Below are 24,806 nucleotides of genomic sequence, written 5' to 3' on the forward strand. Positions count from 1 at the left end.
CCCCACCGGCCGCGGGGGCGGAGGCCCGGCATTGCCGTCGGTCGGCGTGGGCATGCTGCCGGGGTGGCCGACCGCCCGGACCGAGGAGACCCCCATGACCGTCCCCACCCGCATCCGCACCTCCGCGAAGGCCGTCGTCCTCCACGAGGGGTCCGTCCTGCTCACCCGGAACCTCTGGAACGGCAGCGAGTGCCACTTCCTGCCCGGCGGGGGCCAGGAGACGGGGGAGCTGCTGCCAGACGCCCTCCGCCGCGAGGTCCACGAGGAGACCGGTCTGACCGTGCGGGTCGGCCCGCTGCTCTGGGTCCTGGAGGGCTGGACGGAGGACCCCGGAGTGCTCAGTTCGGAGAACTTCCACCGGGTCGAGGTCGTCTTCCTCTGCACCGTGGAGGGCAGCGCCGAACTCGTCGGCGGAACCGAGCAGGACATCGACCAGATCGGCCTCGACTGGGTCCCGCTGGAGAAGATCACCTCCCTCGGGACCCTGTCGCCCCGCTACCGCGCCCATATGGCCCCCCTGGTGTCCGGCGCCGTCCCCCGCGCCGCGTACCTGGAGCGCTAGCGCCGGGCGGTCTCCGGTTTGCGCGCCTCGATCAGGGTCCGCGCGGAGTGGGCCACGAACGGACCCTCCGTGCGGATCAGCGCGTCGAGCGCGCGCAGCCGGGGCAGCTGGGACTCGACCGTGAAGCCCGGCACGATCCAGATCACCTTGCGCAGGAACCACACGACGGCACCGATGTCGTGGAACTCCATCCGCAGCCGCTCGGAGCGGAGATCGACGATCTCCAGACCGGCGGCGCGCGCCGCCGCGCTCTCGTCGTCGGGGTGCCGGTGCCGGGCCGCCTCCGGCTGGGGCCCCAGGAAGAACTCGACCAGTTCCCAGACGCTGGCGGGCCCGACGTGCTGGGCGAGATAGGTGCCGCCCGGCAGCAGGACGCGGGCGATCTCCGCCCACCACACGGTGGCGGGGTGGCGGCTGGTGACGAGGTCGAACGCCGCGTCGGAGAAGGGCAGCGGAGGCTCGTCGGGATCCGCGACGACGACGGCTCCCCTCGGGTGCAGCACCGCGGTGGCCCGGGCGAGGTTGGGGGGCCACGACTCGGTGGCCACCATCGTCCGCGGCAGCGTCGGCACACCGGCGAGCACCTCACCGCCGCCCGTCTGGACGTCGAGGCCCGCGGAGGCACGGGCGAGCCGTTCGCCGAGCACCCGGTGGTAGCCCCAGGAGGGCCGCTGCTCCGTCGCCCGGCCGTCGAGCCAGGAGAAGTCCCAGCCGTCGACGGACGCCTCGGAGGCCTCCGCGACGAGTTCTTCGAAGGAGGATGTCATCCCCTCATCATCACCCGGCACCCCGCCCGGGCCCGGTCACCGGCCCGGCGGCCGTGCGGCGGCCGGCGCCGGTACCTCACGGTCCGCGTCCCACCCGTCCACCACTGCCGGGAGTTCGACACGGGACCGGATGCCCAGCCGGGCGAAGACGCCGCGGAGATGGTGGTCCACGGTGCGGGGGCTGAGGGAGAGATGGTCGGCGACCTCCTGGTTGGTGGCTCCGCCCGCGACGAGGCGGGCGATGCGCTGCTGCTGCGGGGTCAGCTCGCGCAGCGCCGCCGGGTCCGTCGCCCCGCCCGACGCGCCTCCCGTCGCACGGAGTTCGGAGCGCGCGTGCTCCGCCCAGCCCTCGGCGGCGGCCCGCTCGAAGGTGACGAGGGCGTCGCGCAGCGGACCCCGTGCGTCGCCGGGCCGTCGGCGGCGCCTCAGCCAGGTCCCGTACGCGAGCAGGGTGCGGGCCCGCTCGAAGTCGTTCCCGCAGCCGTCGTGGCGACGCACCGCCTCACGGAACCAGTACGCCGACGCCTCGCCCTCCGCCAGCAGGGCCCGGCAGCGTGCCGACTGCGCCGGCGCGGGGCCGTCGACGCCCAGCGCGGCCCAGGCCGCGTACTCCTCGGCCGCGTCCCGGGCCTCCGCTTCCCGGCCGGCCGCGACCGCGGTCTCCACGAAGCAGGGGACCACCAGCATGCGCAGCGCGAAGTGACCGCCCCGGGGGCCCGGCCGGACCAGCGGCACGAGCCGCGCGGCGGCCTGGGCGGCCAGCCCCCGGCCCCGTTCGGCCCGCGCCAGCGCCCACTCCGCGAGCGTCGCGGCCTGCACGAGCCCGTGCGCTCCCGCCGTCGCGAGCGCCCGCCCGGCGTGCTCCGCCACCAGGCTCCCGTCGCCCTTCACCGAGGCCACCAGGGCCAGTACGGCGTGCTGGTGGGCCGCCACGTTGTGCTGGCCCGTCGACTCGGCCGACCGCAGCCCCTCCCGCGCCGCGAGCGCGGCCCGGCCGTACCGGCCGGCCCGCAGCTCGGCGTAGGCGAGCTGTTCGAGCGCGTGGGGGAGCAGGGCGGTGCGGTGCTCCGCCCGCGCCCGGACCAGCGCGCGGGCGTGGATCCGGGCCGCCGCCGCGGTGTCGCCGAGGACGAGGGCGGCGGCCCCGGCCCGAAGGAGCAACCGGGGATCGTCCGCGCCGCCGTCCCCCGCCACCACCCGCACCAGTGCCGTCCGCGCGTCGTCCAGTCGTACGGTCAACGCGGCGCGCAGCCCGTCGGCGAAGTCGCGCTCCAGGCCCCGCACGTCCTCCCCGCCGCCCAGGGCGGCCAGGCACGCCTCCACGTCGCCGCCCGCCCAGGCCGCCTCCATCGCCAGGAACCGGGCGTCGGACGCCTCCACCGGCGCCCGCCCCCGCAGCAGTTCCGCCGCCTGGAGCAGCGCCTCATGGGCGTCCATGACCGGGCCGCCCGCCAGCGCCGCGAGCCCCCGGACCAGCTGGGCACGGCCCCGGGCGACCGGCGAGAGCGCGCGCACGGCGGCGGGCGGCCCCAGCCGGTCGGCACGATGGCCCTCACCCCGCGCGAGCGCCGCACCCGCCGCCCGGCGGTCCGCCGAGGGCGCCGCGCCCGAGGCCGGGCCGTCCACCGGCACCGCCTCCGCGCCGCCCTCGGAACCGCCGGGGGCGCGGGTCCCGCCCCGCCAGGGCTGCCGGGCCGAGGCGAGCGCGGCCCGCCCCAGGAAGGGGTCCTCGAAGCCGACCGCCCCGCCCCCGCGGCGCAGCAGCAGCCCGTCCGCGACCAGCCCCTCCAGCGCCCCGGCCGGGGCACGCGCCCCGCGCGCCGAACCGCCGCTGCCACCGCCCCCGTACGCCGCCCCACCGGGAGCCGAACGCCCACTGCCACCGCCCCCGCGCACCGCCCCACCGGGCGTCGAACCGCCCCCGCCATCGACCCCGTACGCCGCCGTGCCCGCCCCGGCCCCCGCGCGGCCCGCCAGGGCCACCACGGCGACCGTGGCGAGCCGCCGGCGGGAGGCCGCGGGCAGGCGCTCCAGGAGTCCTCCGTACACCTCGGCCAGGACCGAGTCGTCGACCGCAGGCCGCGGCAGCGGCAGGACGCCCGCGAGCTGAGGCGCGGTCAGCCGCCGTACCGCCGCGGCCAGGACGCCGGGATGGCCGGCCGCCTCGTCGAGCAGCCGCTCCCCGACCGGCGGCGCGGGCGCTGCCTCCGGGCACAGGTCACCGAGCATCGCCCGCGCCCCCGGCACGGTCAGCCGGCCGAGCCGCACCGTCTCCGCTCCCGGCACCTCGGGGAGCCGGTGATGACGCGCGGCCGACACCAGCCATCCCACCCGGCCCGGCCTCCGCGTGCCCGTCTCCTGCCAGGCCGCGGCGAGGGCGGCCCGTGAATGCGCGTCCCACAGGTGGAGGTCGTCGACACAGATCAGTACCGCTTCCCGCTCGACGGCGAGGGCGGTCACGGCCCGGGCGAGCCCGCCCTCGCCCCGCGCGAGCCGCAGCGCCCGGCGGCCGGCCGCCGGGGTGGGGGCGAGCTCCGCGAACAGCGCCCGTGCCGCGCTCCAGGGGCCCCGGTGGTGGGGTGCGCCGACGCGGTGGGCCGTACCGGGAAAGTCGTGCGCCGCCCGGCGGAGGAGGGCGGTGCGCCCCTCGCCGGGGTTGCCGGTGACGAACAGGACGCCGCCGTGTCCGGACGCCACGCGGGCCGACAGGCGGGCCACGGCGGCGAGTTCGGCCGCGCGGTCGTAGAGCCGAGGGCCGCCGGCGGGGTGCGTCGCTCCGCTCACGGAGGTCACGTTACCGAGCCGTACGGTACGGCGGAAGGCGCCCGGTCCTGGGCACTGGCCCAGAACCGGGAGCCGGGCTCTGTGACGGTGCACAGAGCGTCAGGAACCGAGCGGGCAGGTGCCCCGGTACTCGTCGATCGTCAGACTCGGCCGCGGCAGCGGGCACAGGAACTGGTCGTAGCGGGTGTCGTCGTCGACGAACCGCTTGAGCCAGGAGAGGCTGTACTTCGCGATCGTCGTGTTCGACGAGTTCGGGGTGAAGTGCGTGGCCCCGTTGAGTTCCAGGTACGCCTTGTCGAGGGAGCCGGGCAGGCTCTCGTAGAACGGCTCGGAGTGGGTGGCCACGGGGGCGATGGTGTCGCCGTCCGCACCGATGACGAGCGTGGGCGTGGTGATCTCGGGCCAGGTCTTGTCCGTGTTCCACGCGGTGAGGGGGACGGCTGCCCTGAGCGACGGACGGCTCTTTGCGGCTTCGAGGGTGCCTCCGCCACCCATCGAGTGCCCCATCACACCGAGCCGGCCGGCGTCGACGCGCCCCCGCACGGCGCTTCGCTGGGTGAGGTAGTCGAGCGCGGCGAGGAGCTGCCGCCCCCGGCTGTCGGGCTGGTCGACCGTGGTCAGGGTGTCGATGGTGAACACCACGAAGCCCTGCGAGGCCAGCCTCGGCCCGAGCCACGCGACCGAGGACTGGTAGGCCGTGAACCCCGGCGAGATCACCACCGCGCCGAACGTGCCGTCACTCGTGGACGTCGGGTAGTAGATCGTTCCGCCCCCGAAACCGCTGACGGCGAGCGAGGAGACGGCCGTCTCGCCGACGGCGTACGGGCCGCGCAGCGCCTCGACGCTCGACGGGGTGGGCGCGGGGCCGCGCTCGTACGGGTTGTCCGCGGCAGCAGCCGCGCTCGCGGAGTCGGAGGCGGCAGCGGAGGCGGAGCCGGCGGCCTGGGCGCCGGGGGCGAGCAGCAGGGTCAGACAGGCGGCGGCCATGGCCGCGCCGAGGTGTCGTGTCACGACGGAGTCGTCCTCTCGTGTCGTGGGGTGGCGGCCGCCCGGGCGTCCGGGCGGCGGCCACGCCGTGAACTGGCCCGGCCACTGTCCGGCCGCCACGTCCCACGGGCATCGGCGGAATCGCCGGTCTTCTCCGGGAGATACGACTCCGGGAGATACGACTCCGGGAGATACGGCTCCGAGAGATACGGCTCCGAGAGGTACGGCTCCTACGGGGTGTCGTGCCGATCGGGCCGGTCGCGCGGCGTCATCGGGTCGACGTCCCCGGGATCCGGCGTCCGACCCGGACCGTGACCGTCTTGGGCCGCTGGTACTCCTGGAGGGCCAGCGTGCTCAGGTCGGTGCCGTGCCCGGAGGCACCGCGGCCGCCGTGCGGGAGCTCCGCCGTCTGCACGAGGTGGCAGTTGACCCAGGTCTCGCCCGCGTCCAGCGCGGCCGCCAGCTCCAGGCCGGTCGTCAGGTCGGAGGTCCACACGCTCGCGGCCAGGGCCTGCGGGACGCCGTTGGCCAGGGCGAGCGCGGCCTCCACCCCGTCGGTCCGCTGCACGGTGAGGAGCGGGCCGAACACCTCCTCGACGACCGCCGGGTCGTCGTCCGGGAGGTCGGCGAGCACCCGCGCCGGGCGCCAGTGCCCCGCCTCCTCACCCGGTGCCGGCGCGATGTCCGCGACGATGTCCCGCTTGGCGTCGGACGCGGCGACCAACCGGTCGTAACGCTCTGCCTGGTCGGTGTTGTTGAGCGGGCCGAAGTCCCGCCCCGCCACCCGGGCGGCCATCGCCGCCGTCAGTCCGGCGACGGCGGCCTCGTAGTTCTCCGGCAGGGTGATGACCCGCGCCGGAGCGGCGCAGCTCTGCCCCGCGTTGTACGTGGCCGCGTCGGCCAGCGACTCCCAGGTGTCGGCGGGCGCGTCCGGGAGGACGATCGCCGGGGCGTTGCCGCCCAGCTCCAGACTCACCCGCCGCGTCCCCGCGCGGACCGCCACGTCCTCCCCGGCCCGGCCGCTGCCCGTGAACGCCACCATGTCCACCGCCGCCCCGACGAGCAGCCTGCCCGTCTCCCGGTCGCCGGGGAGATGCGCGAGGACCCCCGGGCCCAGGGCGAGCCCGGCGTGCTCCGCGAGGAGATCCAGGCTGTCCGGAGTCGTCTCGGCCGGCTTCGCCACCACCGTGTTCCCGGCCGCCAGGGCCGGTGCACACCGCCAGGCCGCCATGAGCAGCGGATAGTTCCACGGCACGACCACCCCCACCACACCGACGGGCTCCCAGCGCACCCAGCTCTCGTGGCCCGCCACCAGCAGGCCCGCCGCCGGTGCCGTACGGGTCCTGGCCGCCGTCGCGAAGAAACGGAACAGGTCCGCGACCTGCTCGATCTCGCCGGCCGTCTCCGACTCCGGCTTGCCCGTCCCGGCCGCCTCGCGGACCGCGTACTCCGCCGCGTGCTCCTCGACCAGACCCGCGAGCCGGTCGAGGCGCCGGCCCCGCTCCTTGGGCGTCAGGGCATTCCAGCCGGGCAGGGCGGCACGCGCGCCGGCCACGGCGGCCCGTACCTCGGGCAGCCGGGACAGCACCGCCGTGCCCCGCGGCGCCCCGGTACGCGGGTCGGTCAGTTCGGTCACGGCGGGGGAGCCGGTTGCGTCGCTGGTCATGCGGGGCCTCTCGTCCATCGGGGTGGTGCGGGTTCACACGTCGTACGACCTCAGCCAGAGCTCCAGGGTGAGCACCAGCCACAACTTGCCGCCCTGCCGGGGCAGCAGCGCGCCCTCGCCCCGCAGCCAGGACCGGACCGTCTCCGGGCGGAACAGGCCGCGCCGCAGCGACCTGGGCCCCAGGAGGAGGTCCTGGCCGAGGTCGCGGAGCGGGCCCGTCAGCCACTGCTGGACCGGGACCCGCATCCCGCTCTTGGGGCGATCGACCACCGTGCCGGGCAGCAGGTCGCGTACCGCCTCCTTGAGGATCCACTTCTCCGCCGTGCCACGGAGCTTGAGGGACGGCGGGGTCGCGAAGGCGTGGTCGACGACCGACCGGTCGAAGAGCGGCGAACGGCCCTCCACCCCCTGCGAGGACGTCAGCCGCTCCACCTTGGTGAGGATGTGGTGGGCGCCCTTGGTCCGCAGGTTGCAGTGGAGCAGCTGGTTGAGGAAGTGCCCCATCCGGTACGGGCTGCCGCCGGCGGCCGTCAGATACGGTGCCACGTGCCGCTCCAGGGGCGGGGCGTCCCGCAGGGCCTCCAGCGCCGACGCCGTCAGCAGCTCCGGCAGGTCCGTCCAGCACTTGCGGTACGAGCGGAGGTACGCGGTCGCCCGGTCCTCGTCCCAGGGCGCGCCCGGAGTCCGGTGCATCTCCTGGACCAGCATGGGCAGGTTCTTCGGTCCCCCGAAGACGGGGTCCCCGCCCTCGCCGTTGAGGACCACGGAGGCTCCGTCGGCGGCCACGGCCTCGGCGAGCATCAGGTTCGGCACGGTCAGCGGATCGCCGACGGGGCTGTCGAGCAGCGCGGCCGCCTCGGCGAGACGGGCGGCCACGGCAGCGCCCGAGACGTTCAGGACCCGGTGGCGCGTGCGGCAGTGCGCGGCCACCAGACCCGAGTAGCCCAGCTCGTTCGGCAGGTCGTCGCCGAAGCTGATCGAGTAGGTGTGCACCGGGTGGCTGTGCAGCTTCGCCGCGAGGGCCGTGACCAGGGAGCTGTCGATCCCGCCGGAGAGCAGCACGGCGGCCGGCTCGGCGGCGGGCAGCCTGCTCGCCGTCGCCTGCTCCAACAGGCCGCGCAGCGCGAGGACATGGCCGCGCGGGTCCTCCGGCCGAGGGTCCTCGACGCGCTCCCGGGGCTCCCAGTGCACGGTCTCGGTGGACGTCCCGTCCCGGTGCAGCCGGAGCACCCGGCCGGGCAGCACCTCCCGCACACCGGTCAGCAGGGTCTCCTCACCGGGCAGATAGGCGAAGGTGAGGAAGGAGCGGACCGCGGACAGGTTCATCGAGGTGCCGAGCGCGGGCCAGCGGCGCAGCGTGCGCAGCGAGGTGGAGGCCGCCCAGGCGGCGTCGGCCCGCGCGTAGAACAGGGTGCGGGCACCGACGTGGTCACGGATCAGGACCAGGTCGGGGCCGTCGAGCACGGCGAGCACGAACATCCCCTCGGCCAGCGCCACCCCCGCGTCCCCGAGCAGCGCCCAGCAGTGGAGCAGCAGTTCGCCGTCCGCGCAGTCGGACGGCGGGGGAGCGGCCCGCTCCGCGAGCGCGGCGAGGAGCACCGCGCGGTTGTGCAGGGTGACCTCGCCCACGGCCGTCCGCCCGTGCGCGGTGAACGGACCCTGGGCGCGGCCGTGTTCACCGGACAGCAGCGACAGCTCGGCGCCGGGGACCTTGACCGGGACATGGCCGGGGCCGAGGGCGCCCATCGCGTCGAGATGGCCGCGTGCCTGCCCGGTGGTGGCGGCCAGACAGGCGCTCAGACGTGCCACGAACTGCTCCTTCTCCTGGTGTTGCCGGTCGTGCTGCGGTGCGGGGTGCCGCCGGTCGGGCAGCGGCGCGGGTGGTGCCGGTCGTGCCTGGGCCTGGGTGGTGCCGGTTGTGCCGGGGCCTGGGTGGTGCCGGTTGTGCCGGGGCCTGGGTGGTGCCGGTTGTGCCGGGGCGCGGGTCGGGGGTCGTGGGGCGCGCCTCAGCCGAAGTCGTCGTCGTTCCAGGCGTCCCCGTCGCCGTCCCAGTGCGCGTCCCAGTCGTTCCCGTCGGCGCTGCCGTCCCCTGACCCCGACCCGTCGGTTCCCTCCGACCCGGCGTCGGAGTACCCCGAGCCACCGCTGTCGCCGCCTCCGCCGCCGCTGGACTGCTGGGCCTGCGCCTGCTGCTGCCGCAGGGCCTCCTCCTGCTCGGGGGACATGCTGAGCGGCGGCAGCTGGGCGGCGGTGACGGCGAGGGTCGCCACCCCGAGGCCCGCGAGCAGGACGCCCATCCGGCCGCCGAAGGAGCTCCGGTTGACCAGCACCTTCTCGCCGCGCGCCCACAGGGTGCGGCCGTAGCCGATGTCACGGGCGTAGGTGACGGTGCCGTCGGCGAGGCTGCGCTTGATGATCCGGTCGCCGAGCAGCTCGTCGGTGCCGGAGGCGCCGCGGTTGTCGTGCCAGTGCACGAGGTGCGGGTGGCCGGACGTGCGGCGGCGCCACTCCTCCAGGCCGTTCTCGTAGCGGCGGTGGACGGTGCCGTCGGCGAGCAGTTCGTCCGCGTAGCCGATCTCTTCGGGACGGTTCATGGTGTGCGTACCTCGGGTCGGTGGGAGGGGGCGCCGGGACGGGTCACGCGGCGGGCCAGGTCATGAAGCCGGCTCCGCGCAGCCCGCGCAGACCGCTCCAGAGGGAGTCGCGGGGCGGTCGTGGCCCCCGCGTGAGGCGCAGGACCGTGCGCAGCAGCCGGTCGGGAGGCACGGCCGCCACCTCGGCGAACCGTCCCTCCGCCAGCCAGTCGGCCTCCCGCGGCCGCAGCGCCGCCGGCAGCGCGGCGAGGGCGGCGGGACCGGGCGCGGGGCCCCGGCCGGTGGGCAGCCGCAGGGCGGCCGCGTGCCGGGGCGCCAGGCCGAGGGACACCACCCGCACTCCGGGCACCGGCCCCAGACCGGACCGCACCTGGGCGGGGAGGGCGAGCCCGGCCGGGCTCGCGTCGTGCAGGACGTACACGGTGGCACCCTCGGCCCGCCGCAGGGCGGCGAGCAGTCTCGGGTCGAGGGGCAGGGCGTCCTCGGCGGCGAACACCGGGCAGGCCGCCTCCAGATGGATGTGGTTGGCGAGCAGCATCCCGGCGATCGAGCGGTCCTGGCACATCAGCAGCCGGGGCAGCCCGTAGTCGTAGACATCGGGTTCGGAGTACGCCTCCGAGAACTGCGACAACTCTGGCAACTCCGATGACTCCGACGGCTCCGGCCTCTCCGCCCGCTCGCGCGGCCGGCGCGGGCCCACCCGCGCGCCGGACTCGGGCAGCGGCGGCAGCAGGCCCGGTACGGTCTCCCGGCCGCGCGCCTCCAGGGCGCGGGTGAACACGGGTAGCCGCAGGACGGGGGCAGGAGTGCCGGGGACCCGGCCCCTCAGGAGCGTCGAACCGGGGGTCAGGACGCGGCAGGTCTCGTAGTACAGCTGGCGCTCGGTGAAGCGCAGCCCGCCGGGCGCACCGGCGCGCGCCGCGGCCGCGGTGATCGCCCGGCCGGCGACCCCGGCGGGCCGGCCGGAGGGCAGTCCCGTCCCGGCGGTCGGGCCGGAGCGCGGAGGCGGGAGGTGTCGCTTGCTCATCCGGCCGTGGTGCCTTTCGTACGGGACGGGTCGCCGGCCTTCGGCGGCGCCTCGGCCGGCCAGGTCAGGAAGCCGTCGGTGGAGCGGGGTTCGGCGGGGCGGGCGGACAGGGCCCGCTCCACGGCCGCCGTGACGACCGCTTCCAGGCGGGCCGGCGGGACGGCGGCGAGCGGACTCCAGCGGCCCCCGGCCAGCCACGCGGCGTCCTCCTCGGACAGCCCCGCGACCGACCGGAGGTCCGCGGCGTCCACCGTGGACGTGGTCGAGATCCGGTGCACGGCATCCCGGCGGGTCCTCACCGCGGACACCGGGAGCCCGGCGTCCACCACGACCCGGCCGGGGTGGGCGAGGCGCAGCAGCGGGGCGAGCAGCGCTCCCAGGGCGCTCGCGTCGTGGAGCACCACCACCGGGAGCCCGGCGGGGAGGTCCGCCAGCGCCTCGTGCGCGGCGGCCGGTTCGGCCTCGACGAGCCGTGCCTTCAGCCGGGCGGGGACGGCGTTGGCCCGGAGGAACACCGCGACCGCGTGGTCGGTGCACAGGACGACGGCCTCGCGTCGGCCGCCGCCGGACTCACGGGGTGCCGGCACGCGCGGGTCGTCGTCCACCACACCCGGTGGCAGCTGCTCGTACACGGTTCGCCAGGGACCGGTCATCGCCTGCCGGAACGCGGACTCCGAGGGTGTGATGCTCGACCAGGCCCTGACGGCGGGCCTGTACCGCAGGGACGACGCCACCACCACGACGACGACCGCGGCGACGACGGCGACCGCGCCCGCCACGCCGTGGACGAGCTGGCCGGTGACGAGGAGGAGAAGGGCGAGGGGCGCGGCGACCAACCACCGGACGCCGGGCCTGATCCCGTGTGCGGGCTTCGCGCCCCAGAGGACGGTGGACACCCGGGAGAGGTACCAGAGCTGGGTGAGGGTCACCTTCAGGCGTCCGCCGTCGGTGGCCCGTTCGGCGATCCGCCGGATCCGCAGATCGTGCATGCCGCGGCCGTGGACCTTCGGGTCGAGCGCGAACCGGTGCGCGCAGCGTGCGCACGTCTGCCCGGTCCGTTCCCTGGCCGCCAGCTGGGCGGCGCAGTGCGGGCAGATCACCGGCCACCCACCGGGTCCGGTCCCGCGGCCTCGGGCCAGGTGAGGAAACCGAGGTCCGCGGCGCGCCGCCGGTCGGGGTCGGCCCCGTGCGACACCTGCCCGGCGACCCGGTCGACGACCGCGAGCAGCCTGGCTGGCGGCAGTCCGACGAGCGGGAACCGCCAGCCCTGCCCGAGCCACTTCAGCTCCTCGGGGGTGTACGTCCCCAGGGCGGTGAGGATCCGCAGGTCCGCCGGGCCGGGCCGCCGCCGCGGGTCCCGGTAGGGAACGGCCTGGGGGAGGGACCGTACGGTGCGCAGCGGCGGTCCCACGTCGACGACGGTCCGGCCCGGCAGGGCCTCCCGGACGCCCCGGACGAGCAGTTCGCCGTCCGCGTCGGTGTCGTGGAGCACCAGCACCGGCCCCTTCGAGGGGACGGCCGCGGCCTCCGCCGGAGTCCGGACCACCGCCAGGCCGTGGCGGGCGGGCAGTCCGTCGGCGACGAGGAACGCGACGACGGCACGGTCGGGGCAGACCAGCACCCCGGTGGCGCCTGCCGCGCCCGCCGCACCCGCCGGGTCTGCTTGGCCGGCCGCACCCGCCGTGCCCGTGTCGGACGCCGCGGTGTCCAGCACACCGGGCGGCAGCCCCCCGTACACCGACCGCCAGGGGGAGAGCACCAGGGTGGGGAAGCCCTCCCGGCCGACCGGCGGTATGCCCTTGCCCGCGCCCATCACCCGTGCCACGAAGATGCCCAGGCCGATGATCAGCAGGGCGCCGGAGGCCAGCAGCAGCGCCGGTGCCTCGGCGAAGAGGGCGACGACGGTGACGAAGCCGGCCCCCGCGAAGGCTCCGCCCAGGCAGCCCTGGCCGAAGTCGCTGTCCCGGAGGCGCTTGCGGGAGAGGGCGTACCAGAGCTGGTCGGGGACGATCGCGATCCGGCCCCCGTCGGTGAGGGCGGTGGTGATCCGGCGGACCCGGAGGTCGTTGAGACGGAGCGGGTTGGTCTTGGGGTCCAGCGCGTAGGTGCGCTTGCAGTGGGTGCAGCGGTTGCCGGTGCGCTCCTTGCGGAGCAGGTTGCGTTCGCAGTGCGGACAGATCACCTGGGCACCTCCAGCGCGGTCGCCACCCGGCGCAGCCGGGCGGCGAGCCGCTCGCGGACCGTGGTGGCGGCGATGCCGTGGACCCGTTGGGCGCGCTCGATGTCGCGGAGCTCGGCGGCCAGGGCCCGGTAGTCCGTGACGGGCTCGGCGGCGAGGGCGGTCCGGCCGCCGGAGCCGCCGCCCGTGGACCGGGCCCGCCGCTCGGCCTCGGCCGCGGTGATCGCGTAGTCCTCGTGGTCGATCCCGTAGCCGGTGTTCGCGGCGAGGATGGTCAGCGGGTCGTCGCCGCGGTTGGCGAAGGAGTGCGGCATCATCTCCGGGATCCGGATCAGCATGCCCGGCGCGAGCGGGACGTCGGTGACGCGCCCGCGGGCCTCGTCGTACAGCCCGCAGGAGGCATGGCCGAGGCTGAGGACGAAGTGCTCGCCGCCGTGCGCGTGCGGGGTGAAGGCACTGCGCGGGCCGACCACCCCGAGTTTGACGGTGGCGTTCGACGGCCGCTCCGGCGAGGTCCCCGCGTCCCCGACCAGGTAGTGGGCGAACTGCCCGTCGTCGATGAACCGCAGGAACTCCCGCTCGGGCCCGAGCTCCCGACTGCCGTCCCGGTCGGCCAGCAGGATGCCGCCGTCGGGCCTCAGGTGGTACAGCTCCACTCCACCGGGCAGATTCCCGGCCACCCGGCCCGGCAGGTCGTCCGGTACCCGGTCCTGCGCTCGTCCCTGTCGTACGGGTCGTACCGCCATCGCGCCTCCCCCTGACGCCCGTTGTACGTGTTCACGCACAACCACCGCATGGTAGAGCGCTGATCGCCAACAGGGGGAGTACCCGGGGCGACTCTCGGGGGACCCGGAGGTGAACGGCCGCCCCGCCGACCGGCCGCGCGTCCCTCGGCCGGGGCCGGTCTCGCATCCTGCTGCCGGCCTCGCGTCCTTCCGCCGGGGCCGGTCTCGCATCCTGCTGCCGGCCTCGCGTCCTTCCGCCGGGACCGTTCCCGCGTCCCCGCTCAGTGCTGCCGGTCGGCCGCCGCCGGCTCGCCGAGTGCCCCGGCAGCCGTCCGCCACGCCGCCGTGACGGCGCCGTGGGCCAGCTGCGTCGCGACGGTCACATCGGCGGGCAGCCGAAGCGGCGCCCCGATGTGGACGTGCAGACACGGTCTGCGGACCGGCGCGGTGAGCACCCCGGCGATCTGATTCACGCGCCCGCCCGACGTGATCCGCCGGGCACCCGCCTGACCGATCGGTACGATCGGACGCCCGGTGGCCTCGGCGAGCCGCGCGAGCCCCGTACGAAACGCCTCCGGCGGGTTCTCCGCGGAGTCCGGACGCGTCGGGATGCGGCCCTCGGCGTACAGCATCACGTGCCGCCCCGAGGCCAGCGCCACCGCCGCGTGGTCGAGGGCGGCGGAGGCATGGGCCGAGCCGCGGTGGACGGGCACATGGCCCTCGCGGGTCAGGGCCCGGCCCAGCACGGGGATGCGCCACAGCCCGGCGGTGGCGAGCAGCACCGGCTCGACGGCGAGCCGCTTGCGGAGCGCGGCGAGGACGAGTGCCGGGTCGGCCGTCGAGGTGTGGTTCACCACCAGGATGCTGCCGGGTTCGAGGCGTGCCCCGGGATCGGCGGTGACGGTCAGTCGTCCGAAGAACGGGACGACGCGGGCGGCGAGACGGCTGAGCACGAGGGGCCCCCTGGCTCCGAGGACGAGGCGCTGACCTGTTCATCGTGCGAGACCGGGCGCTCCCTCACATGAGCACGCGTACTCAGCTCGCGTACCCAAGCGCCATGAGTGCGGGGCGCGGTGGCGGGTGGCCGTGCGGGGCGGTCTACGCTGATGGCTCGACAGCCGGCACGGCGCAGGCCGGACCAAGGAGGGAGGGGAACGGCGGTGGGACGTCCGACGCGACAGCTCCTGGCCCTCCTGCCCGCGATGCTCTGCGCGGTCTGGTCCCTCCTCGTCCTCCCCGCGGCGACCGCGCAGCCGACGGACCTCACGGCCGCGACCGGCCCGGCTCCGACCAGGACCGTGGTGCCCGCCGCGTCCCAGGGCGCAGGACCCCGCGCCTCTGCGCCCGAGCCGCACTTCGCGCCCACCGCCGTCGTACGGCTCCCCGCCGCCGTCGAGAACCCCGTACGGCTCCAGGCCCTGCCCGCGGGCACGGCCCCCGTGCCCGTCGACCTCTTCCTCCCGGCGCGCGGCGCCCTCGCGGGCGACCCCCGCCAGGAGCGCGCCCCGCCCGGCACGGCCCACGACCCCCGGGCCCCTCGCGGCCCTCCCTCCACCCGGCACAGCTGACGTTTCCCCGCGTCGCCGTCCGGGCCATCGGCATGCCCTCGGACCGGTCCCCGACGCGGATCCATCCGTACGTCCGGCACGGCCGGTGCGCGCTCCCCCTTCCGCGTGGACGCGTGCCGTCGCCGTGCGCCGCCCGTGGAGTAACCGTGTCCTCTCGTTCCGCCTTCTGGCGTGCGCTGCTCGCCCTCGCCGTCGTCGCCCTGTCCCTCTGGATCACCCTGACCACCCCACCCCGCCTCGGACTCGACCTCCGCGGCGGGACCCGTATCGTCCTCCAGACCGAGGACGGGCCCACCGCTCGCGCCGACGCCGCGGCCACCGACCGCGCCGTGGAGGTGCTCCGCAAGCGCGTCGACGGGCTGGGCGTCGCCGAACCCTCGCTCGCGCGCTCCGGCGAGCGCCGTATCGTCGTCGAACTCCCCGGACTCCGGGACCCGCGCGAGGCCGCCGAGGTCATCGGCCGCACGGCCCAGCTCGCCTTCCACGCCGTCAAGGGCGAGGCACAGCAGCCGGCCGGACCGGAAGGATCGGCGGGACCAGCCGCACCGGAAGGATCAGCCGGATCGGAAGGTGCGGCCGGTCCGGAAGCATCTGACGGATCCGACGGATCCGACGCATCGCCCACGAGCAACGGGACGGCGCGGGTCCTCGCCGACCCCGACGCGCCCGGCCGCTTCCTCGACCTCGCCGCACCCGACCTCACCGGCGACGGCGTCAAGAGCGCCGAGGCCGTGCTCGACACCACGAGCGGCCGCGGCTGGACGGTCGACCTCGCCTTCCGCGACGGCGCCGCCGCCACCTGGGCCCGGCTGACCGGAGCCGCCGCCTGCGCGGCGCCCGGAGACCCGGCCCGCAGGGTCGCGATCGTCCTCGACGACCGCATCGTCTCCGCGCCCGCCATGCAGACCGGCGTCCCGTGCGGCGCGGGCATCGGCGGCGGCTCCGCGCAGATCACCGGCGGATTCTCCGCACAGGACGCCCGCGACCTCGCGGCCCTCGTCCAGGGCGGCGCCCTGCCGGTCCCCGTCACGACGATCGAGCAGAGCACCGTGGGACCGACGCTCGGCGCCGAGGCGATCCGGGCCAGTGCCTGGGCCGCCGTGATCGGCCTCGCCTGCACCGGCGTCTTCGTGATGGTGGTCTACCGGCTCCTGGGCGTCCTCGCGACCGCCGCGCTCCTCCTCTACGGACTGATCTCGTACGCGGCGGTGGTCGCCCTCGGCGCCACGCTCACGCTCCCCGGCCTCGCCGGATTCGTCCTGGCCATCGGCATCGCCGTCGACGCGAACGTCCTCGTCTTCGAACGCGCGAGGGAGGAGTACGCGGCACTGGGCCGGGCCGCGACCGGACGCGATCTGCGACGGCCGCTGACGACGGCGTTCGGCAAGGTGTGGAGCGCTGTCGCGGACTCGCATGTGACCACCCTGCTCGCGGCGGGCCTGCTGTTCGTCTTCGCCACCGGCCCCGTCAAGGGCTTCGGCGTGACCCTCGCGATCGGTGTCGTGACCTCCCTGCTCACCGCGATGGTGATCACCCGACTCCTCGCCGACCTCGCTCTGCGCCTGCCCGTGGTGCGCCGGCGGCCGGCGGTCACCGGCATGGCGGGACTCGGCCGGCTGCGCACCCGGCTGACCCGCCGGGTGCCGCGCCTGATGGTCCACCGGCGCCGTTGGCTGCTGTCCTGCGCCGGACTCCTGATGGTGGCCCTCGCCGGAATCGGCGTCCGGGGCGTGGAGTTCGGCGTCGAGTTCACCGGTGGCCGGGTCGTCCAGTACACGGCCGAGCGTCCCGTCGACGCGGACGCGGCGCGCGCGGCGATCGCGGAGGCAGGCTTCCCCGACGCCGTCGTCCAGACCACCGGCGACAGCGACGTGTCGGTACGCGTCCGGGAGAGCGGCGACGGCGAGCAGCGGGAGATCCGGGAGGCTCTCACCCGGGTCGCCGGCCCGGTGGAGGTGGAGCGCGACGACCTGATCGGGCCCAGCCTGGGAGGCGAGCTGCGCACCCACGCCCTGCTCGCGCTCGGACTGGCGGTCGCGGCCCAACTCCTCTACCTGACCGTGCGGTTCCGCTGGACGTACGCGACGGCGGCGGTGGCCGCCATGACCCAGGACGTGCTGCTGGTGATCGGTCTGTTCGCCTGGCTGGGCAAGCCGGTGGACAGCGTCTTCCTGGCCGCGCTCCTGACGGTCGTCGGCTACTCGGTCAACGACTCGGTGGTCGTTCTCGACCGGCTGCGGGAGCTGCGGCGGCGGGGCGGGGGCGTCCCGCTGGCGGACCTCGCCGACCGGGCCGTCGCCCAGACCCTGCCCCGGACGGTGAACACCGGGATGGGCGCTCTCTTCGTCCTGGTCGCGCTCGCCTTCCTCGGCGGTGACTCGCTCACCGACTTCTCCGTCGCGCTGCTCGCCGGAGTCGTGCTCGGCATGGCGTCCACGGTGTTCACGGCGATGCCGTTGGCGGTGGCCCTGGAGCACAGGAACCCGGCGTCGGCCGCGCCCGGTGCTGCGGGCGGCCGTTCCGGCCCCGGCGGGCGGCAGCGGGCGGGCGGTGCCGGCGTGGACCGGGACCGCTCGGGGGCGGTGGTCTGACCGGGGCGAACCGGCCGGCACGTCCGGAGCCCCACCGGTGGAATGGGCGACCGGTCACCCGCGCCCGAGCGCTGACGCGTCCCCCGGGTCACGCGCCCGCGAGCTCCGCCTCGATCAGGTCGGCGGCCCGCAGTGTGCCGCCCTCGCGGGCCATCGACTCCTGGATCTCCCGGGCGCGGCGCGGCACTTCGGGATCGTCGAGGAGCGCGAGCATGTCTTCCCGCAGCCGCTCCGGGGTGACCTCGTCCATCGGCAGGTGCCGCGCCACGCCCAGGGCCTGGAGCATGTCGGCGTTCCCGAACTGGTCGACCGCCTGCGGAACGGCCACCATGGGCGTGGCGGTGGCCAGGCCCTCCTGGCTGCCTCCCGCACCCGCGTGCGTCACGAAGGCGTCGGCCTGCCGCAGGATCGCCAACTGGGGCACCCAGGAGTGCACTTCCACGTTGGACGGCACGTCGCCGAGCTCGGCCGGGTCCACGAACTTCCCGATCTGCAGGACGACGTGCCAGCCGGGGAGGCCGGCGAAGGCCGTCACGCAGTCGCGGTAGAAGCCGGGCAGCTTGGTGAAGGAGGATCCGAGGGAGACCAGGACGACCTTCTCCGCGTCCGCGGGCCGCTTCCAGCCGCCCTGGTCGGCGCGCTCGCCCTGGCAGGCTCCGACGAAGGTGTAGACGGACTCGTCCACCCGGTCGGCCTGCGGCTGCAGCGCCTTCGGGATGAGGACGAGCGCGCGGCGAGGGCGGGCGACGAACCTGTCCGGGTCGGTGTCGAGACCGTGCTCGGCGAGCCAGCTCTCGAACCGCCCGTAGTACGCCTTGCCGCGCGGCGAGGCCTTGAGCTCGGCGTACATCGGCTCGGCGACCTCCTCCTCGTACCCCTCCCACGGCACGAGGTTCGGCCACAGCGAGACCGCCGGTATCCCCCAGGTGTGGGCGAGGACGCGGGCCGGGTAGGCGGTGATGTCGTGGAGGACGAGGTCCGGCCGGTCCCCTTCGAAGGCCTCGGCGAGCTGCGGCAGCGCCTGCACGGCGTCGTTCAGGAAGGGCTCGATGTTGTCGATCAGTTCCGTCCCCCAGGCGTCCGGGTCGTCGTCGGTCGGCAGGGTCGAGGTGTAGACGACGGGTGTGGCCCCCGTCTCCGCGACCTTCTCGGCGAAGGACGCGGGGACGGCGTAACTGACGCGGTGGCCACGGGAGACGAGCTCGCGGATCACTTCCAGGCTCGGGTTCACGTGGCCGTGCGCCGCGATGGAGAACATGGCGATGTGCGCGGGAGACGCGGTGGTGGTCATGACGACCACCATAGAGGAGACGATACGTCTCGTCTAGTTGATGAGGTGTGCAGGTACGGGTACGGGTGCGGGTGCGAGTGCAGGGTTCAGGTGTGGGGTTCCCGGAGGGCGTCCGGCCCGCGCGCGCCGCCTCGCGGGTGCCGGTCGACGCGTCGTCACCTCGCCTTCATGGTCGCGCCCTCACCGATGTGAGCTGTCCATGCCAAGATGACGCCTGTCGCAACATGCCGCCCGACCCAGGGGACACAGTGAAGACACAGGTGTACGCCACCAGGGGCGCGCTCGCCCTCGCCGCCGCCCTCACGATGACCATCGCCCTGCCCGGCAGCGCGTTCGCCGCGCCGCCCCCGCCGCTCCCGGCCAACGCCGACGGCCTGGAGCAGACCTTCCAGCCGGCCTACGACTACGATACGGACGGCTGTTACTCCACGGCGGCGATCGGACCCGACGGCACCGTCAACGGCGGGCTCAACCCCTCCGGAACCGTCAGCGGCCAGTGCCGTGACTCCTGGGACCTCACCCAGACCAACGGATACTCCCGCGCCAAGTGCAACAACGGCTGGTGCGCGATCCTCTACGGCCTGTACTTCGAGAAGGACCAGGCCGTCTGGGGCAGCGGCCTCGGAGGGCACCGCCACGACTGGGAGCACGTCGTGGTCTGGGTGCAGAACAACCAGGCGCAGTACGTCTCCACGTCCGCCCACGGCAACTTCAACACCTACGGCCGGGACGCCATCCGCTGGGACGGCACCCACCCGAAGGTCGTCTACCACAAGGACGGCATCGGCACGCACTGCTTCCGCCCCGCCAACTCCAACGACGAGCCGCCGGAGAACCACCAGCACACCTGGCAGTACCCGAGCCTGGTCGGCTGGAACGGCTACCCGGCCGGCCTGCGCGACAAGCTCAGCCAGGCCGACTTCGGCAGCGCGGTGTTCGGCCTGAAGGACGGCAACTTCGCCCCCCACCTGGCCAAGGCCAAGCCGGCCGGCATCCCCTTCGACCCCTACGCCTGACCCGGTCGTTCCTCCGGCCCGCCGGAGCCAGTGGGAAACCCTCCAAGCCGGGCAGTTCATCGTTGTGCCAGGTCAAGATCACCACGCTCGTCCGGGCGACCGCAGACTTGCGGGACGGGGCCGCCGCCGCGGCCTCGTCCGTACCGACACACCTGGGACACCACACGTGAGCGAACGCGTCATCACCCCCAAGAACCGGGGCTTCCTGTTCCTCGACTCCCACCCCGCCGGCTGCCGCCGGCTGGTGGACGAGATGTGGCAGGCCGTCCCCGCGCCGGCCCCCGCCGGAACGCAAGGACCGGTGGCCCTGGTCATCGGTTCGTCCGCCGGGTACGGCCTGGCCGCGACGATCGCCGGCCTCGCCCGCGTCGGAATCCGCGGGATCGGCGTGTGCTTCGAGAAGGCGCCCGCGCGCCGCACCGGCACGGCCGGCTGGTACCGCACCGCGGCCACCGCGCGGCTCGCCCGGCAGCACGGACGGGACATGGTCTTCCTCAACGGGGACGCCTTCAGCGACACGACGAAGGAGCAGGTCGCCGACCTCCTCACCGAGCGGTTCGGCGGACGACTCGACTACCTGGTCTACTCGGTGGCCGCCCCCCGGCGCACCGACCCGGACACCGGCGACGTGTACGCCTCGGTCCTCAAGCCGGTCGGCGCGCCCCACACCACCAAGACGCTCGTCTTCGACGAGCACGGCGCCCCGGAGGTCAAGGACGTCACCACGGCACCCGCCGAAGGAGACGACATCGAGCAGACCGTGGCCGTGATGGGCGGCGCCGACTGGGAACGCTGGGTCACCTTCCTGGCCGACCGGTCCCTGCTCGCGGACGGCTTCGCCACCGTCGCCCTCTCGTACATCGGCTCGCCGCTCACCGCCGCGATCTACCGGCAGGGCACCATCGGCGCCGCGAAGGCCCATCTGGAAGCCACCGCGCGCACACTCGACGAGCGCCTCGGCACGACCTTGGGCGGTCGGGCCGTGACCTCGGTCAACGCCGCCGCCGTCACCCAGTCCTCCACCGCCATCCCGGGGATCGCCCTGTACGTCGGACTGCTGCGCGGCGTCCTCGGCGACGCCATGACGCCCCCGGTCGGCCAACTCGTGCAGCTGTGGGACCAGCTGACAGGCGCCCAGCCCCTCGACACCGACGACGAGCACCGCGTCCGCCTCGACACCTGGGAACTCGACCCCGCCGTGCAGAAGGCCGTCGCCGAGCGCTGGAGCAGCGCCACCAGCGCCACCGTCGCCGAACTCGCCGACCTCGACTGGTTCGGCGACGAGGTCCGCCGCCTCTACGGCTTCTCCGTCCCCGGCGTCGACTACACCGCCGCCGTCGAGACGGACGTCCCCTGGCCCGCCCCCACCGCCTGAACCGCGCCCGAGGCGCCAGGCCGCGCCCCGATCGCCGGGCCGGCTGGGCATGGACGCCCTGACCTGCCTCAACGCCCTGAAGTACGCCATGGGATCATGCGGTTGCCCCCGGGGGGTGGGCCGCCCGTGCGGGCGTGAGCGATACGAGGAGCTCGGTGTGAGAACGGGTGGGGACCAGGGCGATTCGTCGGTGCCGGACGACGTCTGGGAACAGTTCCTGCGGGATTCCGTGGAAGGCGTCCCGGACGCGCCCAAGGAGCCGTCCGCGCGGGCGCGGGAGGTGACGGACCGACTGCGCGACGAGCCGTCGGGCAACGGCGGTTGGCGCACGTACACGCCCGCCGCGCCTGCCCGGCGCGGCAAGGGCCGGTATCTGCTCGGTCTGGTCGTCGCCGTGGCGCTGCTCGTGGTCGCGTTCGACCCGTGGGACATCATCGGCACGTCCGGCGGGGGTACGGCGGCCGGGCCGCCGCTGGCCCAGGAGTCGGGGCGCCCGACCGAGGCGCCGCCCGTGGAGCCCGCCCAGCGCGGGACGCTCGCCGAGCCGTTCAGGGGCTCGCCCGCCGTGCGCTGGGCGGACGGCGCGGCCGGGATCACCGTCCCCGCCGCGCGGGCGACGGGATGGATGAGCAAGGCCCAGGTGGAGAAGGCCCTCCGGCAGACGCGGGACTTCCTCGTCGCGACCAGCCTGGACCCGGCCGTGCTCCGCGGCGAGCGCCCCGCAGAGGCCGTCGCCGTGATCAACCCGCACCAGAAGGACGTCAAGGCCTACCTGGCCGCCGCGTTCGACACGCCGACGGAGCAGAACGACCCGCTCCTCCTCTTCAGCCGCTTCGACGCCTCGTACGCGCGCCCGGCCGGCGACGTCGTCAAGACGCGCGGCCGGATGACCTTCCGGGAGGGCGACCGCGGCGCCCTGCAGGTGACCACCGACGTCACCTACGTGTACCCGGTCGTGCCGGCGGACGGCGGCGACGAGGTCGTGCGCACGATCGCACGGCGCGAGGTCGTGGTGAGCTGGGACGACCCCTCGAAGGTCATCACCGAGCCGGGCACCCTCTCCCTCGTCTCGTACAAGGTCGACATGACCAACGGCGGCTGCGACGACAACACCGGTTACTTCACCCCCGAGTTCGGGAGGTCGGGGGCGGACGGCGGTCCGGCCGACGGCGACACCGTCGACCCGTACGACCGCAGCACCTCGATGTTCGGAGGGACGGGAAGCCCCGACGGCGGCTGCAGGACGGCGTCGCGCTCCTGACCGGTGGCCGCTCGCGTTCCTGACCATCGGTCGCACGCGGTTCCTGACCACCGGCCGCTCGCGCTCCTGATCACGGGTCGCACCGGCCCCCGGGGGCATTTCAGGCCGCCGTTCCATGGTCACGGACGCACCGGGCGGGCACGATGGGGGCCACCACGGCGGGGCGCCCCCGAGCGCGCCGACAGGAACCGGAAGGGACACGTCACCCCATGCCCCAGCACTACGGCGACTACCAGCACGAGATCTACTTCGACGGGCTCTTCGGCGTCCTGCCCACCCAGCCGATGACCTTCGCCGAACTGGAGACGAGGGCGCGGGCCGCGCTCCCGCCCTCGCTGTGGTCGTACGTCGCGGGCGGAGCGGGCGACGAGTCCACCCAGGAGGCCAACGCCGCGGCCTTCCGCACCTGGGGCCTCGTACCGCGCATGATGGTCGGCGCGGCCCAGCGCGACCTGTCCGTCGACCTGTTCGGGCTGAAGCTGCCGTCACCGCTCTTCATGGCGCCCGTCGGAGTGATCGGCCTCTGCGCCCAGGACGGGCACGGCGACCTGGCGACCGCCCGCGCCGCCGCCCGCACCGGCGTGCCGATGATCGCCTCCACGCTCACCGTCGATCCGATGGAGGACGTGGCCGCCGAGTTCGGCGACACACCGGGCTTCTTCCAGCTCTACACGCCCACCGACCGTGACCTCGCGGAGAGCCTCGTACGCCGTGCCGAGGCCGCCGGCTTCAAGGGCATCGTCGTCACGCTCGACACCTGGGTCACCGGCTGGCGGCCCCGTGACCTCGCCACCGGCAACTTCCCCCAGCTGCGCGGACACGCCCTCGCGAACTACACCTCCGACCCCGTCTTCCGCGCCCGCCTGGCCAAGAGCCCCGAGGAGGACCCGCGCGCCGCGGTCCTGGAGTGGGTGGGCGTCTTCGGCAAGCCGCTCGTCTGGGACGATCTGGCCTGGCTCCGCTCGCTCACCGACCTGCCGATCCTCCTCAAGGGCATCTGCCATCCCGAGGACGTCCGCCGGGCGAAGGACGGCGGTGTGGACGGCATCTACTGCTCCAACCACGGCGGCCGGCAGGCCAACGGCGGTCTGCCCGCCCTGGACGCGCTGCCCGACGTGGTCGCCGCCGCCGACGGCCTCCCGGTGCTCTTCGACTCGGGGGTCCGCAGCGGCGCCGACGTCGTCAAGGCCCTCGCGCTCGGGGCCACCGCGGTGGGCGTCGGGCGGCCGTACGCGTACGGACTCGCCCTCGGCGGCACCGACGGCATCGTGCACGTCCTGCGCGCCCTGCTCGCCGAGGCCGACCTGATCATGGCCGTCGACGGCTACCCGACGCTCGCGGACCTCCGTACGGAGGGTTCGCTGCGTACGGTCCGGGCGTAGGGGGGGCACATTGTGCGTCCGGGTCGGCGCCCGGCGGATCGGGCGCCGACCGGACCCGCGCCTCCCTACGCCTCCTGCCCTCCCTACCCCTCCCGCTCTTCCTTTCCCTCCTGCTCTACGTTCCCCTCCTCGTCGAAACTGGCGAAGTAGGCGGCGGCCATGTCCTCCTCGCCGTGGCCCTGCGCCGAGGCGCGGGCGAGGCGTTCCGCGCCGGCCGCGGCCACGTCGAGGCGCACGCCGTGCCGGCGTCCCGCGTCGACGATCAGCCGGGCGTCCTTCAGTGCGGTGTCCACCGCGAAGCTGGCCGGCGAGAGCCGGTCCTCCAGGACGAGCGCCGCCTTGGCGTGCAGATAGCCCATGTCGAGAGGCCCGCCCGCGATGACGTCGAAGAAGCTCTGCGGATCGACCCCCAGGGCCTGGGACAGGGCAAGGACCTCACCGGTCGCCTGGGTGGCGGCGAGGACCCAGCTGTTGGCCACGAGCTTCAGACGCGTGGCCGCCGCGTCCGCCCCGTCCTCGCCGGTCCACACGGTGCGGGAGCCGACGGCCTGGAGGACCGGCTCGACGGCCCGCCGGTCCTCACCGGGTCCCGCGGCCAGGACGACCAACTGCCCGGCCTCCGCGGGCGCGCGCGTACCGAGGACGGGCGCGTCGAAGAACACCAGTCCGTGCTCGCGAGCGAGGCGGGCCTGCTCGCCGACCTCCTCGATCCCCGAGGTCGTCGACTGCACCCAGGCGGCGCCCCGCCGGAGCCCGGGCGCGGCCTGCCGCATGGTCCGGAGCACGGCGGGCCCGTCGTGGAGCACGGTGAGCACGACATCCGCGCCCCGCACGGCCTCTTCGGGCGTGTCGGCGACGTACGCGCCGTCCGCGGCGAGCGGTTCGGCCTTGGCGCGGGTACGGTTCCAGACCCGGACGGCGAGTCCGGCACGGAGAAGGTTGCGGGCCATGGCGGCCCCCATGATTCCGGTGCCCAGGACACCCGCGGTCGGTCGGTCGGTCATGAAGTCGCTTCCTGTTCTCGGGCGGGC

Annotated in this window: 19 protein-coding genes and 1 pseudogene; 7 read left to right on the forward strand and 13 right to left on the reverse strand. The window is 75.0% G+C overall.

What is annotated here, in order from left to right:
- The first annotated feature begins 94 nt into the window (after positions 1–94).
- A complete protein-coding gene (locus AMK27_RS03555) occupies positions 95–562 on the forward strand; it encodes an NUDIX domain-containing protein (RefSeq protein ID WP_079188259.1) in 468 nt (155 codons plus the stop codon).
- Here the strand turns inward: AMK27_RS03555 and AMK27_RS03560 are convergent.
- The 11 genes from AMK27_RS03560 to AMK27_RS03610 all read right to left on the reverse strand — a co-directional run bounded on the left by AMK27_RS03560 (position 559) and on the right by AMK27_RS03610 (position 14,244).
- Entirely contained in the window at positions 559–1,329 is a 771-nt protein-coding gene (locus AMK27_RS03560; RefSeq protein ID WP_073902532.1) for a class I SAM-dependent methyltransferase, read from the reverse strand. The genes AMK27_RS03555 and AMK27_RS03560 overlap by 4 nt on opposite strands.
- 36 nt (positions 1,330–1,365) lie before the next feature.
- Complete coding sequence (locus AMK27_RS44130; RefSeq protein ID WP_073902533.1) at positions 1,366–4,113, reverse strand: helix-turn-helix transcriptional regulator; 2,748 nt, start codon at positions 4,111–4,113, stop codon at positions 1,366–1,368.
- 99 nt (positions 4,114–4,212) lie between these two features.
- The gene (gene bdeA / locus AMK27_RS03570) at positions 4,213–5,100 is read right to left on the reverse strand and encodes a bis(hydroxyethyl) terephthalate hydrolase (protein ID WP_445194837.1); all 888 of its coding nucleotides are present in this window, start codon (positions 5,098–5,100) and stop codon (positions 4,213–4,215) included.
- A gap of 268 nt (positions 5,101–5,368) precedes the next feature.
- Positions 5,369–6,766: an aldehyde dehydrogenase family protein gene (locus AMK27_RS03575; protein WP_073902534.1), complete on the reverse strand. Its 1,398-nt coding sequence runs from the start codon at positions 6,764–6,766 to the stop codon at positions 5,369–5,371.
- Positions 6,767–6,799: 33 nt separating this feature from the next.
- The gene (locus tag AMK27_RS03580) at positions 6,800–8,575 is read right to left on the reverse strand and encodes an asparagine synthetase B family protein (protein ID WP_073902535.1); all 1,776 of its coding nucleotides are present in this window, start codon (positions 8,573–8,575) and stop codon (positions 6,800–6,802) included.
- Between the two features lie 197 nt (positions 8,576–8,772).
- Positions 8,773–9,360 carry a hypothetical protein gene (locus AMK27_RS03585; protein ID WP_073902536.1) on the reverse strand — a complete coding sequence of 196 codons (588 nt, stop codon included), beginning with the start codon at positions 9,358–9,360 and terminating at the stop codon, positions 8,773–8,775.
- Positions 9,361–9,403: 43 nt separating this feature from the next.
- Entirely contained in the window at positions 9,404–10,387 is a 984-nt protein-coding gene (locus tag AMK27_RS03590; RefSeq protein ID WP_079188170.1) for a hypothetical protein, read from the reverse strand.
- Entirely contained in the window at positions 10,384–11,487 is a 1,104-nt protein-coding gene (locus AMK27_RS03595) for a hypothetical protein (protein WP_073902537.1), read from the reverse strand. The genes AMK27_RS03590 and AMK27_RS03595 overlap by 4 nt, the downstream gene beginning before the upstream one ends.
- The gene (locus tag AMK27_RS03600) at positions 11,484–12,569 is read right to left on the reverse strand and encodes a hypothetical protein (RefSeq protein WP_073902538.1); all 1,086 of its coding nucleotides are present in this window, start codon (positions 12,567–12,569) and stop codon (positions 11,484–11,486) included. Before AMK27_RS03600 ends, AMK27_RS03595 begins: the two co-directional genes overlap by 4 nt.
- On the reverse strand, positions 12,566–13,312 hold the full coding sequence (locus AMK27_RS03605) for a cupin domain-containing protein (RefSeq protein ID WP_073902539.1): 747 nt from the start codon (positions 13,310–13,312) through the stop codon (positions 12,566–12,568). Before AMK27_RS03605 ends, AMK27_RS03600 begins: the two co-directional genes overlap by 4 nt.
- A gap of 260 nt (positions 13,313–13,572) precedes the next feature.
- Complete coding sequence (locus AMK27_RS03610; RefSeq protein WP_073902540.1) at positions 13,573–14,244, reverse strand: lysophospholipid acyltransferase family protein; 672 nt, start codon at positions 14,242–14,244, stop codon at positions 13,573–13,575.
- Positions 14,245–14,451: 207 nt separating this feature from the next.
- On the opposite strand from AMK27_RS03610, the gene AMK27_RS03615 reads away from it, so the two are divergent.
- Positions 14,452–14,859, forward strand: a complete 408-nt coding sequence (locus AMK27_RS03615) for a hypothetical protein (RefSeq protein ID WP_073902541.1) — start codon at positions 14,452–14,454, stop codon at positions 14,857–14,859.
- A gap of 146 nt (positions 14,860–15,005) precedes the next feature.
- A complete protein-coding gene (gene secD, locus AMK27_RS03620) occupies positions 15,006–17,450 on the forward strand; it encodes a protein translocase subunit SecD (RefSeq protein ID WP_073902542.1) in 2,445 nt (814 codons plus the stop codon).
- 88 nt (positions 17,451–17,538) lie between these two features.
- On the opposite strand, the pseudogene mgt reads toward secD, so the two are convergent.
- Positions 17,539–18,781: pseudogene (gene mgt / locus AMK27_RS03625) on the reverse strand (macrolide-inactivating glycosyltransferase); the annotation flags it as partial.
- A 265-nt stretch (positions 18,782–19,046) separates the two neighbouring features.
- Here mgt and AMK27_RS03630 point away from each other — a divergent pair.
- The 4 genes from AMK27_RS03630 (at position 19,047) to AMK27_RS03645 (ending at position 23,775) form a co-directional block, all read left to right on the forward strand.
- Positions 19,047–19,757 (forward strand): NPP1 family protein, encoded by a 711-nt coding sequence (locus tag AMK27_RS03630; RefSeq protein WP_376572532.1) that lies wholly within the window; start codon positions 19,047–19,049, stop codon positions 19,755–19,757.
- Between the two features lie 166 nt (positions 19,758–19,923).
- Positions 19,924–21,132, forward strand: coding sequence for an enoyl-[acyl-carrier-protein] reductase FabV (gene fabV / locus AMK27_RS03635; RefSeq protein WP_073902544.1), 1,209 nt, complete (start codon positions 19,924–19,926; stop codon positions 21,130–21,132).
- Between the two features lie 157 nt (positions 21,133–21,289).
- Positions 21,290–22,393: a hypothetical protein gene (locus AMK27_RS03640; protein ID WP_073902545.1), complete on the forward strand. Its 1,104-nt coding sequence runs from the start codon at positions 21,290–21,292 to the stop codon at positions 22,391–22,393.
- A 209-nt stretch (positions 22,394–22,602) separates the two neighbouring features.
- On the forward strand, positions 22,603–23,775 hold the full coding sequence (locus tag AMK27_RS03645; protein WP_073902546.1) for an alpha-hydroxy-acid oxidizing protein: 1,173 nt from the start codon (positions 22,603–22,605) through the stop codon (positions 23,773–23,775).
- Positions 23,776–23,858: 83 nt separating this feature from the next.
- Here the strand turns inward: AMK27_RS03645 and AMK27_RS03650 are convergent, their stop codons facing one another.
- On the reverse strand, positions 23,859–24,779 hold the full coding sequence (locus AMK27_RS03650; RefSeq protein WP_073902547.1) for an NAD(P)-dependent oxidoreductase: 921 nt from the start codon (positions 24,777–24,779) through the stop codon (positions 23,859–23,861).
- Positions 24,780–24,806 lie beyond the last annotated feature (27 nt).

The sequence above is a fragment of the Streptomyces sp. CB02009 genome, assembly GCF_001905825.1.
GTDB lineage: Bacteria > Actinomycetota > Actinomycetes > Streptomycetales > Streptomycetaceae > Streptomyces.

What these genes read in the sequence shown, in the direction of transcription:
- AMK27_RS03555 (WP_079188259.1), top strand. Translation starts at nt 95, where the DNA reads ATGACCGTCCCCACCCGCATCCGCACCTCCGCGAAGGCCGTCGTCCTC.
- bdeA (WP_445194837.1), bottom strand. Translation starts at nt 5,100, where the DNA reads ATGGCCGCCGCCTGTCTGACCCTGCTGCTCGCCCCCGGCGCCCAGGCC.
- AMK27_RS03630 (WP_376572532.1), top strand. Translation starts at nt 19,047, where the DNA reads ATGACCATCGCCCTGCCCGGCAGCGCGTTCGCCGCGCCGCCCCCGCCG.
- AMK27_RS03590 (WP_079188170.1), bottom strand. Translation starts at nt 10,387, where the DNA reads ATGAGCAAGCGACACCTCCCGCCTCCGCGCTCCGGCCCGACCGCCGGG.
- AMK27_RS03650 (WP_073902547.1), bottom strand. Translation starts at nt 24,779, where the DNA reads ATGACCGACCGACCGACCGCGGGTGTCCTGGGCACCGGAATCATGGGG.
- AMK27_RS03585 (WP_073902536.1), bottom strand. Translation starts at nt 9,360, where the DNA reads ATGAACCGTCCCGAAGAGATCGGCTACGCGGACGAACTGCTCGCCGAC.
- AMK27_RS03560 (WP_073902532.1), bottom strand. Translation starts at nt 1,329, where the DNA reads ATGACATCCTCCTTCGAAGAACTCGTCGCGGAGGCCTCCGAGGCGTCC.
- AMK27_RS03575 (WP_073902534.1), bottom strand. Translation starts at nt 6,766, where the DNA reads ATGACCAGCGACGCAACCGGCTCCCCCGCCGTGACCGAACTGACCGAC.
- AMK27_RS03645 (WP_073902546.1), top strand. Translation starts at nt 22,603, where the DNA reads ATGCCCCAGCACTACGGCGACTACCAGCACGAGATCTACTTCGACGGG.
- AMK27_RS03605 (WP_073902539.1), bottom strand. Translation starts at nt 13,312, where the DNA reads ATGGCGGTACGACCCGTACGACAGGGACGAGCGCAGGACCGGGTACCG.